This is a genomic window from Pseudomonas sp. TWI628, assembly GCF_039673865.1.
Taxonomy (GTDB): domain Bacteria; phylum Pseudomonadota; class Gammaproteobacteria; order Pseudomonadales; family Pseudomonadaceae; genus Aquipseudomonas.
Genome location: NZ_JBDJMM010000015.1, coordinates 15,802 through 29,718, shown reverse-complemented (window position 1 = coordinate 29,718; position 13,917 = coordinate 15,802). Strand labels below are relative to the sequence as shown.

The following is a 13,917-nucleotide window of genomic DNA, read 5'->3' as shown; positions in this document are numbered from 1 at the left end:
GCTGAGGTGTTGGGCTAGGCGATTTCGCGCCAGTCGAGCCCGTGTTCCTGATTCGCCACCTGGAGCCAGTCCGGGTCGCACCCAAGGGTGTCGACGAAGCACTGGCGGGCCAAGTGTGGCAGGTTGTTCTTGCTGCTGAGGTGGGCCAGCACCAGGTGCTGCAGGTTGTTCCAGCCCAACTCTTGCACCAGGCGTGCGGCCTGGTGATTGTTCAAATGTCCTTGCATGCCACCCACCCGCTGCTTCAGGAAGGCCGGGTAGTGACCGCGCGCGAGCAGGTCGCGGCAGTGGTTGGCTTCGATCAGCAGTGCATCCAGGCCCTGGTAGCGCTCGAGCAGCAGCGCATCGTACGAACCCAGGTCGGTGAGCATGCCAAAACGCCGACGGCCGTCACTGAACACGTACTGCAGCGGCTCGTAGGCATCGTGCTCGACCCGCGCCGGGCTCACTTCCAGGCCACCGATCTGCAGCCGCTCGCCACAAGCGAGAAAACCGGCCACCTCCACCGGCTTGCGCATGCCGCGCAATGTGCCTTGGCTGAGGTAGACCGGTACATTGTAGCGCCGCGACAGCAAGCCCACCCCATGCACGTGGTCGGCATGTTCGTGGGTTACCAGCACGGCGCTCAGTTGCGCCGCCGAGACCCCGAGCAGCGCCAGGCGCCGCTCGGTTTCACGCAGGGAAAAACCGCAATCGACCAGGATGAACGTGTCACCACTGGCGATCAGCGTGCCATTTCCCTGGCTGCCGCTTCCGAGTACCGCGAAGCGCACTTAGCCCAGGTGGTCCTGAATGGCGCTCAGCACGCGGCGGGCGACATCGGCCGGGGCCACGGTGTTGATGTTCTTCTCGACGGTAACCTGCACGCTCTCGCCAACTTTGCTCAGGCGTACCTGATAACGCTCGGCACGGGCTTCACGCTCTTCCTTGGACGGTGCGCTGCCGAACATACGGCTGAAGAAGCCAGGCTCGTTCTGCTTGTCGTCAGGCTTTTCCGACAGGTTGATGTAGTACAGGCCCAGGCTGCGATTGATGTCCTCGACACGCCACTGGCCGCCCTGCTCCAGGGCACGGCCCACGCCGGACCAGGCACGGTCCAGGTCCGAGCCGAGGAACAGCACCGGGTTGCCGCTGCCGTCTTCGCTCAGGCTGACACGGCTTGGGGCGTCGAAGTCACGTGCAGCCAGCAGCGATACCGAACCGCCTTTCTCGGCGCTGCGGCTCATGCTGGCAAGCATTTCGTCGACCAGCAGTGCGTCGGCACCGGTGTTGGCCGAGGTGGACGGGAACGCGGTGTCGGCGGTGCTGCCGGCCGGGCGCTCGACGCTGACGATGTACACTTCGGAGGTGTTGCGCTGCACGCCGGGTTCGATGCGCACACGTACACGCACTTCGCTGTCGCCACTGCTGGCAGTGCTCGACAGACGCTGGCCGAGCGATGCCGACAGCTCGTCGAAGCGCTGCCAGGTGGTGTTGAACTCACCGGTCTGCGGGCGCTCTTCAGCGATGCGGAAGCCGTTGTCCTCGAAGAACTGGTGCGCCACCGGCCACACTTCGGCCGGTGAATGCTGGGCCAGTACCCAGCGGCTGCTGCCGCTGCGCTGCAAGGTGTAATCGCTGGCTTCGGCGCCAGCGGTCAGCGGTTGCGGGCGAGGCACTTCGAATTCGCCAGTGGCACTATCGTCGGCGACGTTGCGCGGGATCGGCAGCAACGGGTCAAGGCGCTTGGCCTTGCCGGCGTCTGGCGGCAGCTGCATCGGCGCAGTCGGGTGCGCCTGCAGGTAATCGCTGCCGCGGTCGCGGAAATAGCCATCCTCGCCCCACAGCCAGCCACACCCACTGGTGCTGGAAATAATCAGGGCGAGTGCGGAAAGACCAGCCAGTCGCTTCATGCGGTGTACTTCCTCTTAAACCAGTACGCCGGACTGGCGCAAGGCAGTACGGACTTTTTCGTGGCAACCTTCGCTCAGCCAGGTCAGCGGCAGGCGAATGCCTTTGTGCATCAGGCCCATTTCCACCAGCGCCCACTTCACAGGGATCGGGTTGGCTTCGCAGAACAGGTCTTTGTGCAGCGGCATGAGTTTTTCGTTGATAGCGCGGGCCTTCTCGGCATTGCCCTCAAGGGCGGCCTCGCACAGGTCGGCCATTTCGCGCGGGGCGACGTTGGCGGTGACCGAGATGTTGCCCTTGCCGCCCATCAGGATCAGCTCGACGGCGGTCGGGTCATCGCCGGACAGGACGATGAAGTCCTTGCTGACGCCATCGAGGATGGCCTTGGCACGGACCAGGTCGCCGGTGGCTTCCTTGATGCCGATGATGTTCGGCACGCTCGACAGGCGGATCACGGTCTCGGCCTGCATGTCGCAGGAAGTGCGACCCGGCACGTTGTAGAGGATCTGCGGAATGTCGACGGCTTCGGCAATGTGCTTGAAGTGCTGGTACAAGCCTTCCTGGGTTGGCTTGTTGTAGTACGGCACAACCAGCAGGCAGGCGTCGGCGCCAGCATTCTTGGCGTTCTGGGTCAGGTGCACGGCTTCGGTGGTGGAGTTCGCACCGGTGCCGGCGATCACCGGGATCGGCTTGTTGCTGCGCTTGACGCGCTCGACCACATGCTTGATGACCAGGATGTGTTCTTCGACATCCAGCGTGGCCGACTCACCGGTGGTGCCGACAGCGACGATCGCGTGGGTGCCGTTTTCCAGGTGGAAGTCTACAAGTTTGTCGAGGCTGACCCAGTCCAGACGCCCTTGTGCATCCATGGGTGTGACCAACGCCACCATACTGCCCGCAATCATGTAACTGCTCCTGCCGGAAAAAGAGAGCGGTAATGGTACTGGGGGCATCGGCCTTGCACAAGCGAAGCAGGCGGGCGGAGCATTCCCCTCGGCGCCTTATTTCGCTACCCTTGATCCTTTGATCGGTGCAGCGCGGCCCGCCGGGCCGTCGACCTTGCTCCCCGGCCAGCGTCCACGTCCTCGCATGCGAGCCCCGGGCCCTGCCGACAGGAGGCTTTCGCCCGTCCTGCACCGACCGCTCATCGCTTTAGGAATGCTGCATGTCCACCCCCACCTCCGTCCGCGAACAATTCCTTGTCATCAGCGCCCTGGGCCCCAACCCCATGGAGCTGGCCAACGTGCTCAGCCGCGCCGCCTTCGAAAACCGCTGCGCGGTGGTCACCTCGCGCCTGAGCCGCCACGGCGAGACCAGCGCCCTGGTACTGCAGGTAGGCGGCAGCTGGGACGCCCTGGCGCGCCTCGAAGCCATGCTGCCGGGCCTGGGCAAGAAACACGGCCTGACCCTCGACGTGGTGCGCAGCGCCGACCAGGAAGTGCGCCCACAGGCCCTGCCCTATGTGGCCTACGTCAGCGCCGCCTATCGCCCGGACATCATCAACGAGCTGTGCCAGTTCTTCCTCGACCACCGCGTCGAGCTCGAAGCCATGACCTGCGACACCTATCTGGCGCCGCAGACCGGCAGCAGCATGCTCAACGCCCAGTTCACCGTGATCCTGCCGGCCGGCACCCAGATCAGCTGGCTGCGCGACCAGTTCCTGGACTTCGCCGATGCCCTGAACCTCGATGCACTGATCGAGCCGTGGCGTCCTCAGAACCCCATGTAAGGAAACCGACCATGGCAGTAGCACTCGACCAACCCGTCGCCGACTTCCAGGCCCAGGCCACCAGCGGCCAGACCGTCAGCCTGGCCGAGCTCAAGGGCCAGCAGGTGGTGGTGTACTTCTACCCGAAGGACAGCACCCCGGGCTGCACCACCGAAGGCCAGGGTTTCCGCGACCAGCACGATGCCTTTGCCGCCGCCAACACCGTGGTGTTCGGTGTGTCGCGCGATGGCATCAAGTCGCATGAGAACTTCAAGGCCAAGCAAGCTTTCCCGTTCGAGCTGATCAGCGACAAGGACGAGGCCCTGTGCCAACTGTTCGACGTGATCAAGCTGAAGAAGCTGTATGGCAAGGAATACATGGGCGTCGACCGCAGCACCTTCCTGATCGACAAGGACGGTGTGCTGCGCCAGGAATGGCGTGGGGTGAAGGTGCCCGGGCATGTGGATGCCGTGCTGGCAGCTGCCCAGGCCCTGAACAAGGCCTGAGATTGACGGGGGCCGCTTTGCGGCCCCAATTGCATTCACAGCATCGGTGAAACGCTCGGCTCCTGCCGCGGCCAGGCATCCAGCACGGCCTTGATCAAGGTCGCCAGCGGGATTGCAAAGAAGATTCCCCAGAACCCCCACAACCCGCCAAACAGCAGCACCGCGCAGATGATCGCCACCGGGTGCAAACTCACCGCCTCGGAGAACAGCAGCGGCACCAGCACGTTGCCATCCAGGCCCTGGATGATCGCATACACCGTCATCAGGTAGATGAACTGGTCGCCCCAGCCCCACTGGAACAGCGCGATCAACGTCACCGGCACGGTCACCACCACCGCGCCCACATACGGCACCACCACCGACAACCCTACCAGCAGCGCCAGCAGCGCGGCGTAATTGAGCCCCAGGCTGATGAAGGCGATGTAGGTGGCAATCCCGCAGATCAGGATTTCGATGCCCTTGCCGCGAATGTAGTTGGCGATCTGCCGGTTCATCTCGCTACCCACCCGGTTCAGCAAGGTGCGCTGCCGCGGCAGGTAACCACTGACCCAGCGCCCGATCAGCTCGCGGTCCTTGAGGAAAAAGAACACCAGGATCGGCACCAGCACCAGGTAGATCATCGCGTTGACCAGCAGCGGCAGGCTCGACAGCGAGAAGGTCAGCGCCCATTGGCCGAACTTGCCGATTTCACCGCGCACCGACTCGATCGCACGCAACACCTGCTCGTCCGACACCAGGTGCGGATAGCGCTCAGGCAGCAGCAACAACAGCGACTGCCACTTGCCAAGCATCCCCGGCAATTCGTTGAACAAGGTGATCAGCTGATGCCAGAGCAGCGGCACCAGCACCAGCATGAACACCGCCAGCGCCCCCATGAACAGGGCGAACACCAGCATCACCGCGAACCGGGTCGGCACGCGTATGCGCTCCAGGGCGTTGACCAGGCCCTGCATCAGGAACGCCAGGACCATGCCCGCCAGCACCGGCGCGAGCATGCCTCCGAGGGTGAGCACCGCGGTGAAGGCAAGGAACAGCAGGACCGCCAGCACCACCGCTTCCTCATCGGAGAAGTAGCGCTCTATCCAGTCGCGAAGCACTTTGAACATTGACGATCCTTGGGTTGGCTCAGGCCTTGCGGAGCCAGTAGGTGTAGGTACCGGCCTCGGCCGTTTCTTGCAGCAGGGTATGACCGGCAAGCTGGGCGAAAGTGCGGAAGTCGCGCTGGGAACCTGCATCGGTAGCGATGATTTTCAGTACCGCCCCGCTGGCCAGGCGGTTGAGCTCCATCTTCGCCTTGAGCAGCGGCAGTGGGCAGTTCAGCCCGCTGGCGTCGAGTTCGGCGTCGCAGGTCAGGGTGTCACTCATCGGGCGCGTCTCCAGGGCAGGGCGAGTAGTATCGGGAAAAGCTCGGTAGCATACCGCCACTGGTCGGCTCTGCGCGACCCGGCTACAGTAAGGCTTTTCTTCGACGCGAGCTTCTGCATGAATCTACTGCGCCCTACCCTGCTGGCGCTGGCCTGCATGATGGCCCTTCCCGGCCACGCCGACGACCTGCCGTCACTGGGCGACGCCAGTTCCGCGATCGTTTCACCCAAGCAGGAGCACGACCTCGGCCGCGCGTGGCTGAGCCTGCTGCGCGGCCAGGTCAACCAACTCAACGACCCGCAGCTCAAGGATTACGTCGAAACCACCGTCTACCGCCTGGCTGAAACCAGCCAGCTGCAGGACCGGCGCCTGGAGTTCATCCTCATCGACAGCCGCGAGCTGAACGCCTTTGCCGCACCTGGCGGCATCGTCGGCGTCAATGGCGGCCTGTTCCTCAATGCCCAGACCGAAGGCGAGTACGCCTCGGTACTGGCGCACGAACTGGCGCACTTGTCGCAACGCCATTTCGCCCGTGGCGTCGAGGCCCAGCAGCGCATGCAGTTGCCGATGATGGCCGCGCTTTTGGCCGGCATCGTGCTGGCGGCAGGCGGCGCAGGCGATGCCGGCATCGGCATGATCGCCGGCACCCAGGCTGCGGCGATCCAGGAACAACGGCGCTTTTCGCGACAGAACGAACAGGAAGCAGACCGCGTTGGCATCCAGAACCTGGAAAGGGCCGGTTACGACCCGCGCAACATGCCGACCATGTTCGAACGTCTGGCGCGCCAATACCGCTTCGATGCCAAGCCGCCAGAATTCCTGCTGACTCACCCGGTCACCGAGTCGCGTATCGCCGACACCCGCAACCGCGCCGAACAGGCGCCCAAGGGTGGCGTCGAAGACAGCCAGCGCTACCAGCTGATTCGCGCCCGCGTGGCACTCACTTACGAGGGCACCCCAGGCCTAGCAGCCAAGCGCTTCCGCGCCCAGCTCGACGAAGACCCGAAACTGGACGCTGCGCGCTATGGCCTGGGCCTGGCGCAGATCAAGGGTGGCCAGCTCAATGAAGCGCGGGAAACCCTCAAGCCGCTGCTGGCCAAGGCACCTAACGACATTACCTACAACCTGGCGCAGATCGACCTGGACATCACCAACAACCGCCTGGCCGACGCGCAGCAGCGTGCCGAGCGCATGCAGGGGCTGTACCCGGGCAACTATCCGCTGAAACAGGTGCGTGCTGACTTGCTGGTCAAGCAGAACAAGCCGGCCGAGGCCGAGAAGGTGCTGAACGACCTGCTCAAGAGCCGGCCGGATGACCCGGATGTGTGGTACGACATGGCGGAAGTGCGCGGCTTGTCGGGCAACACCATCGGCCTGCACCGTGCGCGCGCCGAATACTTCACGCTGGTCGGGGATTTCGACCAGGCGGTACAGCAGCTGGACTACGCCAAGCGCCGCGCAGGCAGCAACTTCCCGCTGGCTTCGCAGATCGACCAGCGCCAGCGCGAGATCATAGAGCAGAAGCGCATGGTTCAGGAGATGATGGGCCGCTAAGACTTTGGGGCCGCTTTGCGGCCCCCGCTATCTCAGGCGTTACCAGAAAGCTTCAGGCGAGCCGCCTGGGTAAAGTCGAGCATCCGGTTCAATGGCTTGATCGCCTTCGGCACCAGTGCCGGGTCGACGAAGATTTCATCGCCCCCGTTACGCAGGCAATGCAGCACCCGCTCCAGGGTATTCATCGCCATCCACGGGCAGTGCGCGCAGCTGCGGCACGCCGCGCCGTTACCGGCAGTCGGCGCTTCAACGAATTCCTTGTCCGGGCACAGCTGCTGCATCTTGTAGAAGATGCCGCGGTCGGTGGCGACGATGAAGGTCTTGTTCGGCAGGGTCTGCGCCGCCTTGATCAGCTGGCTGGTGGAACCCACCGCGTCAGCCAGCTCGATCACCGCTTCCGGCGACTCCGGGTGCACCAGGATGGCGGCATCCGGGTACAGCGCCTTCATGTCGGCCAGCTGGCGTGACTTGAACTCTTCGTGAACGATGCAGGCACCGTCCCACAGCAGCATGTCGGCACCGGTCTGCTTCTGGATGTACCGGCCCAGATGCTGGTCCGGGCCCCAGATGATGGTCTCACCGTTGTCCATCAGGCTTTCGACAATCTCCAGCGCGCAGCTAGAGGTCACCACCCAGTCAGCCCGCGCCTTCACCGCAGCGGAGGTGTTGGCATACACCACCACGGTACGCTCAGGGTGTTGGTCGCAGAAGGCCGAGAACTCTTCGACCGGGCAGCCCAGGTCGAGCGAGCAGGTGGCCTCCAGGGTCGGCATCAGCACGCGTTTTTCCGGGGTGAGGATCTTGGCGGTTTCGCCCATGAAGCGCACGCCGGCGACAATCACCGTCTCGGCCGGGTGGTTCTTGCCGAAGCGGGCCATTTCCAGCGAATCGGACACGCAGCCGCCGGTCTCTTCGGCCAGCGCCTGAATAACCGGGTCGCAGTAATAGTGGGCTACCAGCACGGCATTCTGCGCTTTCAGCTCGGCAGCGATAGCCGCACGGTATTCGGCCTCCTGCTCGGCGGTCAGCGGGTTGGGCTGCTTGGCGTCAAGGTGGGCCTGAACCAACAGGCGTTCGGAAATCTGGGTCATGATCGCTGGACCTGCAGGCGCGCGTGCGCGTCAAATCGAGTGTATCACCCGGCCCTGGCAGATCGGCTAAGGGTGCCGGACGGCAGGTGCGCCGTCTCGGCCCTCTGCGGGCGCGGATTATTATCGGACGCCGAAGGCTACAGACAATCAAGGGAATTCTAAAGTGGTTTTTGTGGCGCCAGTACCTGCCTCTTCGCGGCTAAAGCCGCTACACAGGGTCAGCACTGCAGCTGAGGGCAGTGCCTTACCTGTGAACCTGGTACAGACTGAATGTCAGCCTTGCGGCTGCATGGCGGCAAAATGCGCCGCCAGCAGCATGGCGAACGCTTCGACGGTCATCTTCTTGCCGTTGAAGTCGACCATGCCATCGGCATAGTGAAGGCTCGACACCACATCATTGCCCTGCACGGTAGCCATACCACTCTGCAGCGCCATCATGCCGACCATCTCCCCGGCCTGGCCAGACTGCATGGCAATCGCCTGGGCATCGGTCTGCCCTTCCAGCAGCGCCTGCAAGGTCGCCAGGTCGCCGATCATCGGCTTGGACAACGTCAGTTTGCTCTTCACCTCGGTGATCAGCTGCTTGCTCAGCTGGTCAGGCGGCAGGTCGAACGAGGTCGGGTTGGAAAAGTCCATCGACAGGTCGAAGCGGCTCTCGCCATTGGCGGTGCGGAACGCCAGGTTCTCGATCGCCAACCTGGGCTTGGAGGCCAGCAATTGTTGCAGGTCACCGTGGAACCGGGCCTTTTCCGCCTCATCCATCTGGATTTCCGGCACCGGCTGGCCGGCAGCCTGAGCCGCTTCGAACTCCGGCAGGTGGGCCTGGTACCACTTCGACAACGACTGCAAGGCCGGAGCATTGAGCGACTTGATGCTCACCCCCATCTGCGCATTGCCGACCGCACGGCCATCCCAGGTGATATCCGCCACCCGATAATCCACGCGCCCCGCCACGGTGTCCGGACCGTCCAGGGTCTGCAGGACATTCTGTTCCAGCCCCTTGAGCACCAGGACCTGCTGCTTGTCACCCAAGGTCGCCTTGGCCTCTGCCAACAGCATGTCGACATTGCCGACGTACACGGCATCATGCTTGCTGGCCGCGAGATTGCCGCCGACCTTCAGGCCAGAGAGTTCGAGGGTGGCCGGCGCGTGGTCCTCGCCAACCAGCGTCATCTCGAAGCGGTCCGCGCTGCCATGGAACTTCGACGCCTTGCCTTCCTGATCACCGCTGACCTCCAGCGACATGCCCGAGAAGTCCAGGCTGCTGCCATTGGCCTCGGTGCGCTTGAGTGGCGCCACGGTGATGATGCTGTCGACGTTGCCCGAGAAGCCCAGGCTGGTATGCGCGCGGACCGGCGACTGCTCGCCTGCCGCAGCGAACCACGGCGCTGTCAGGTCATCCTTCTGCAAGCTGCTGTTGCTGGCGGCCAGCACCGGCATCAGTTGCAGCGCCTTGACCCGCGACCAAGGGAATGGGCCGTGTTCGATCTGGTCGGTCATGCCCAGGTCGAAACTCAGCACTTCGCCATGGCCGAGGTTGATGTCCTTGGCCTTGAGCCGGTACTGCGCAGTGCTGCTGAACAGATGCTGATCAAGGGACACCAGCTCGACAGTCATGCTGCCGCCATAGTTGACCAGCGCCTGCTTGAGCTGTTGGTTGCTGCGGCTGACCGCGTTTTCCAGCTCCCCAGGCAGTTGCTTGCCGGTGTACCAGGCGCCAGCGGTGGTCACGACGGCGATGGCGATGGCCAGGCCGGAAAGGATACCTACTGATTTCTTCATGAATAGAACCGATCGATGTCCATATGGGCGGGTTCGCAGCCAATCGGCCGCAAGGGGTGCAAAAGGATATCACCGCCGCGACAGCCAGGTGACTACGCCAAGGCAGAAAGGGTGGATTTGGGAAATGTCCGACAATCGTTAATTTTTACGAACATCCAAGTCGATCGAAACCGCAAAAAAACGCGCAAAAACCGAACATTCAGGCCGTTTACTCGATAAATATTTCAAATTCGCAACATCTTGTCATGTTTAACTTGACGCCTCCCTACCAATCGTTTTTTATTTTCACCACCTCGCCCAGCGCCCGATCCACGAAGAAGAAAAAGTCGCGCCGTCATGATGCTCGGATGCCCCTGCCCGCACGCTTCAACCTCCTCGCCAAGGCACTGCCAGCCTGACGCCGGCGCCTAGCACGCGCCTATCTCTGCTCCAAACAAAAAAGGTGAACAACATGGAGCCACACCAGCATGCAGCATGACCACAACGCCACCGGCAACGGCCAATTCCGTAAATCCCTGCGCCTCTGGCACGTGGTCATCATCGGTCTGGCGTACCTCACGCCCATGACCGTGTTCGACACTTTTGGCATCGTGTCCGGCATTACTTCGGGACACGTCCCCAGCGCCTACCTGCTGGCCCTGGCCGGCGTCCTGTTCACCGCGGTGAGTTACGGCACGCTGGTACGCCGCTTCCCGCAGTCTGGCTCTGCCTACACCTACACCCAACGTGCCATCAACCCGCACGTGGGCTTCCTGGTAGGTTGGTCTTCGCTGCTTGACTACCTCTTGCTGCCGATGGTCAACGCACTGCTGGCCAAGCTCTACCTCTCGGCCATGTTCCCTGAGGTGCCAGCGTGGATGTGGGTGGCTGGCTTCGTCACCCTGATCAGCCTGATCAACATGCGCAGCATCAACCTGGTCGCACATTTCAACCTGCTGTTCGTGGTTGTGCAGCTGATGATCATGTCGGTGTTCATCTACCTCTGCGTACGCGGCCTGGACCAAGGCGAAGGGCTGGGGACCACCTGGAGCCTGATACCGTTCGCCGACTCGCAGACACAGCTCAGCGCGCTGGCTGCCGGCGCAACCATCCTGTGCTTCTCGTTCCTGGGCTTCGATGCGGTCACCTGCCTGTCCGAGGAAACCAAGGATCCGGGCAAGACCATCCCGCGTGCGATCTTCCTCACTGCCCTGATCGGCGGCGCGGTGTTCATTCTGGTGTCGTACTTCATGCAGGCGTACTTCCCGACCAATGCACGCTTCCACGACCCGGAAGCAGCACTGCCGGAAATCGCCCTGTATGTGGGTGGCAAGCTGTTCCAGTCGATCTTCATCGCCTGCACGGTGATCAATACCATCGCCTCGGGGCTGGCTTCGCAGACCAGCGTGTCGCGCCTGCTGTACGTGATGGGCCGCGACAACGTGATCCCGAGCGGCGTGTTCGCCCGTCTGCACTCACGCTACAAGACCCCAATCGTGAACATTGCCGTGGTCGGCGTGATCGCGCTCTCGGCAATATTCTTCGACCTGGTCACCGCCACCTCGATCATCAATTTCGGCGCGCTGGTAGCGTTCAGCTTCGTCAACCTGTCGGTGATCATCCACTGCTACCTGCGCGAGGGTAATCGCCAAGGGCTTGCCAACAAGATGAAGTACCTGGTTCTGCCGACCCTCGGCTTCTGCATCATCGCCAAGCTCTGGCTCGACCTCAACGAGCATTCGTTGATCTTCGGCGGCCTCTGGGCACTGGCAGGGCTGCTGCATCTGGCCTGGCTGACCAAGGCCTTCCGGGTCGCGCCACCGAACTACGTCGCTGAATGACACCTGCCACCGACAACGCCCGCGCCTGAACGCGGGCGTTGTTGTTGAACGATAAGGAAAGCCCTCATGCCGCTACGTCGCCTCTCCATCCAGTGGAAGATCACCCTGCTCACCGGCCTGTGCCTGTTGGCCATCGTCGCCTTGCTGGTCGCCAGCTCACTGACCCAGTCGCGGCGTAGCGCGGTGCTGGTCAACCAGGCCAGCAGCGAAATGCTCGAACACAGCGCGCGCCTGCGCCTGCAGGCCCACGCCGAGACCCAGGCGTTGCGCATCCAGCGCTACTTCATGGACGCCTACCAGTACGGCAACGGCTTCGCCCGCCTGGTACAGGTGCTCAAGGCCAAGGGTGGCAGTGACCTGCGCGCCGAACTGACCCGCCAGGCCTACGCCAGCCTGGCCGGCAACCCGGACGTGATCGGCCTGTACCTGGTGTTCCAGCCCAATGCGCTGGACCACCAGGACAATCAGTTCATTGGCCAGGAGACCCGCGGCAGCAACGACAGCGGGCGTTTCTCGCTGTACTGGTCACAACCCCGGCCGGGCACCCTGGAGCTGGAAGCGATGCCCGAGTCGATGCTGGGCGACAACAGCCCCGGCACCAATGGCCAGGCCAAGAACCGTTGGCTGACCTGCCCACAGCAAACCGCCAGGGCCTGTGCACTCGAGCCTTACCTCGACGAAGTCAATGGCCACCAGGTGCTAATGACCAGCATCGCCCTGCCCCTGCTGGAAAACGGCAAGGTCGTGGGCGTGGTCGGCCTGGATATCGGCCTGGATAACCTCCAGCAACTGAGCCTGGATGGCCGCCAGGAGCTCTTCGATGGCCAGGGCCAGGTCAGCATCGTCAGCGCTGCCGGCCTGCTCGCCGGGCATAGCCGTGACGCCAGCCAGCTGGGCCAGGCGCTGGACAAGGAAGTGGAGCGGGGCCTGCTGCGCGTGACACGGCCGTTTGCGCCGATTCCTGACGCCAGCCCCTGGCAGGTGCAACTGGAGTTGCCTGAGGCGGTGTTGCAAGCGCCAGCCCTGGCCCTCAACCAGCGCCTGGACAGCCACAACCAGAGCGCCAACCTGACCAGCCTGCTGATCGGCCTGGGCGCTGCAATCATTGGCCTGCTGTTGGTCTGGCTGACCGCCCGCGGTGTTACCCGGCCAATCCTCGCCGTGGCTGCCCGCCTGGAAGACATCGCCAGCGGCGAAGGCGACCTGACCCGTCGCCTGGACTACGCTCGCCAGGACGAACTGGGCCAGCTGACAGGCTGGTTCAACCGCTTCCTCGACAAGCTGCAGCCGGTGATCGCCCAGGTCAAAGGCTCGCTGCTCGAAGCCCGCGGTACCGCCGACCAGTCTGCTGCCATCGCCAGCCAGACCAGCAATGGCATGCAGCAACAGCAACGGGAAATCGAACAGGTCGCCACCGCCGCCAACGAAATGAGCGCCACCGCCCAGGATGTCGCCCACAACGCCGCCCAGGCGGCCCAGGCCGCACGCGGCGCCGATCAGGCCAGCCGCGAGGGCTTGCAACTGATCGCCAGCACCCGCCAGACCATCGACCAGCTGGCAACCGGCATGGACACCGCCATGGACGAGGCCCGTGCGCTGGAGCAGCGCAGCGAGCAGATCGGCTCGGTGCTCGAGGTAATCCGCGCAATTGCCGAGCAGACCAACCTGCTGGCCCTCAACGCCGCCATCGAAGCCGCACGCGCAGGCGAAGCCGGGCGTGGTTTCGCCGTGGTCGCCGACGAAGTGCGCAGCCTGGCCCAGCGCACCCAGGTGTCGGTGGAAGAGATTCGCCAAGTGATCGAAGGGCTGCAGCAAGGCACCCAGGACGTAGTCGGTGCCATGCATGAAGGCCAGCGCCAGGCCCAGGCCAGCGCCACGCGCATGGAGCAGGCGCTACCCGCGCTGGAGCGCATCGGCGAGGCTGTGGCGGTGATCAGCGACATGAACCTGCAGATTGCCTCGGCGGCCGAGGAGCAGAGCGCGGTGGCCGAGGAGGTGAACCGCAACGTGGCCGGGATTCGCGACGTGACCGAGTCGCTGTCGGGCCAGGCCGATGAATCGGCACGCATCAGCCAGGCACTCAATCGACTGGCCAACCAACAGCAGGCATTGATGGAACAGTTTCGCGTCTAGCCTGTAAGGGCCTCTTCGCGGCGGTTGGGCGCCCCGACACGCCCGCGAAGAGGCCCTTACAGCCAACA

At 63.6% G+C, this 13,917-nt stretch carries 12 protein-coding genes; 5 read left to right on the top strand and 7 right to left on the bottom strand.

The window, feature by feature from the left end; genetic code table 11:
- Positions 1–14 precede the first annotated feature (14 nt).
- From ABE528_RS13360 to dapA, 3 genes are read right to left on the bottom strand one after another with little or no spacing between them, the layout of a single operon-like run.
- On the bottom strand, positions 15–773 hold the full coding sequence (locus tag ABE528_RS13360) for an MBL fold metallo-hydrolase (protein ID WP_346653212.1): 759 nt from the start codon (positions 771–773) through the stop codon (positions 15–17).
- Positions 774–1,892: an outer membrane protein assembly factor BamC gene (gene bamC / locus ABE528_RS13355; RefSeq protein WP_152954044.1), complete on the bottom strand. Its 1,119-nt coding sequence runs from the start codon at positions 1,890–1,892 to the stop codon at positions 774–776.
- 15 nt (positions 1,893–1,907) lie between these two features.
- Positions 1,908–2,795 carry a 4-hydroxy-tetrahydrodipicolinate synthase gene (dapA, locus tag ABE528_RS13350; protein ID WP_346653211.1) on the bottom strand — a complete coding sequence of 296 codons (888 nt, stop codon included), beginning with the start codon at positions 2,793–2,795 and terminating at the stop codon, positions 1,908–1,910.
- 260 nt (positions 2,796–3,055) lie between these two features.
- On the opposite strand from dapA, the gene ABE528_RS13345 reads away from it, so the two are divergent.
- Both ABE528_RS13345 and ABE528_RS13340 read left to right on the top strand, forming a co-directional pair.
- Positions 3,056–3,619, top strand: a complete 564-nt coding sequence (locus ABE528_RS13345) for a glycine cleavage system protein R (protein WP_060510219.1) — start codon at positions 3,056–3,058, stop codon at positions 3,617–3,619.
- Positions 3,620–3,630: 11 nt separating this feature from the next.
- Positions 3,631–4,104 (top strand): peroxiredoxin, encoded by a 474-nt coding sequence (locus tag ABE528_RS13340; RefSeq protein WP_152954046.1) that lies wholly within the window; start codon positions 3,631–3,633, stop codon positions 4,102–4,104.
- Positions 4,105–4,139: 35 nt separating this feature from the next.
- Here ABE528_RS13340 and ABE528_RS13335 read toward each other — a convergent pair whose 3' ends face one another.
- The gene (locus tag ABE528_RS13335) at positions 4,140–5,210 is read right to left on the bottom strand and encodes an AI-2E family transporter (protein WP_152954047.1); all 1,071 of its coding nucleotides are present in this window, start codon (positions 5,208–5,210) and stop codon (positions 4,140–4,142) included.
- Positions 5,211–5,229: 19 nt separating this feature from the next.
- On the bottom strand, positions 5,230–5,469 hold the full coding sequence (locus ABE528_RS13330; RefSeq protein WP_152954048.1) for a sulfurtransferase TusA family protein: 240 nt from the start codon (positions 5,467–5,469) through the stop codon (positions 5,230–5,232).
- 117 nt (positions 5,470–5,586) lie between these two features.
- On the opposite strand from ABE528_RS13330, the gene ABE528_RS13325 reads away from it, so the two are divergent.
- Positions 5,587–7,023 carry a M48 family metalloprotease gene (locus ABE528_RS13325; protein ID WP_346653210.1) on the top strand — a complete coding sequence of 479 codons (1,437 nt, stop codon included), beginning with the start codon at positions 5,587–5,589 and terminating at the stop codon, positions 7,021–7,023.
- 32 nt (positions 7,024–7,055) lie between these two features.
- On the opposite strand, the gene nadA is transcribed toward ABE528_RS13325, so the two are convergent.
- Positions 7,056–8,114: a quinolinate synthase NadA gene (gene nadA / locus ABE528_RS13320; RefSeq protein ID WP_016711984.1), complete on the bottom strand. Its 1,059-nt coding sequence runs from the start codon at positions 8,112–8,114 to the stop codon at positions 7,056–7,058.
- 273 nt (positions 8,115–8,387) lie between these two features.
- Positions 8,388–9,896 (bottom strand): YdgA family protein, encoded by a 1,509-nt coding sequence (locus ABE528_RS13315; RefSeq protein ID WP_152954050.1) that lies wholly within the window; start codon positions 9,894–9,896, stop codon positions 8,388–8,390.
- Between the two features lie 467 nt (positions 9,897–10,363).
- Between ABE528_RS13315 and ABE528_RS13310 the strand changes: the two genes are divergently transcribed.
- Both ABE528_RS13310 and ABE528_RS13305 read left to right on the top strand, forming a co-directional pair.
- Positions 10,364–11,716, top strand: coding sequence for an APC family permease (locus ABE528_RS13310; RefSeq protein WP_152954051.1), 1,353 nt, complete (start codon positions 10,364–10,366; stop codon positions 11,714–11,716).
- Between the two features lie 66 nt (positions 11,717–11,782).
- Positions 11,783–13,849 (top strand): methyl-accepting chemotaxis protein, encoded by a 2,067-nt coding sequence (locus ABE528_RS13305; RefSeq protein WP_346653209.1) that lies wholly within the window; start codon positions 11,783–11,785, stop codon positions 13,847–13,849.
- The last annotated feature ends 68 nt before the right edge of the window (positions 13,850–13,917 follow it).

Bases quoted from the DNA above. Each gene is read 5' to 3' on its own strand.
- bamC (WP_152954044.1), bottom strand. From the start codon at position 1,892: ATGAAGCGACTGGCTGGTCTTTCCGCACTCGCCCTGATTATTTCCAGC.
- dapA (WP_346653211.1), bottom strand. From the start codon at position 2,795: ATGATTGCGGGCAGTATGGTGGCGTTGGTCACACCCATGGATGCACAA.
- ABE528_RS13345 (WP_060510219.1), top strand. From the start codon at position 3,056: ATGTCCACCCCCACCTCCGTCCGCGAACAATTCCTTGTCATCAGCGCC.
- ABE528_RS13340 (WP_152954046.1), top strand. From the start codon at position 3,631: ATGGCAGTAGCACTCGACCAACCCGTCGCCGACTTCCAGGCCCAGGCC.
- ABE528_RS13335 (WP_152954047.1), bottom strand. From the start codon at position 5,210: ATGTTCAAAGTGCTTCGCGACTGGATAGAGCGCTACTTCTCCGATGAG.
- ABE528_RS13330 (WP_152954048.1), bottom strand. From the start codon at position 5,469: ATGAGTGACACCCTGACCTGCGACGCCGAACTCGACGCCAGCGGGCTG.
- ABE528_RS13325 (WP_346653210.1), top strand. From the start codon at position 5,587: ATGAATCTACTGCGCCCTACCCTGCTGGCGCTGGCCTGCATGATGGCC.
- nadA (WP_016711984.1), bottom strand. From the start codon at position 8,114: ATGACCCAGATTTCCGAACGCCTGTTGGTTCAGGCCCACCTTGACGCC.
- ABE528_RS13315 (WP_152954050.1), bottom strand. From the start codon at position 9,896: ATGAAGAAATCAGTAGGTATCCTTTCCGGCCTGGCCATCGCCATCGCC.
- ABE528_RS13310 (WP_152954051.1), top strand. From the start codon at position 10,364: ATGCAGCATGACCACAACGCCACCGGCAACGGCCAATTCCGTAAATCC.
- ABE528_RS13305 (WP_346653209.1), top strand. From the start codon at position 11,783: ATGCCGCTACGTCGCCTCTCCATCCAGTGGAAGATCACCCTGCTCACC.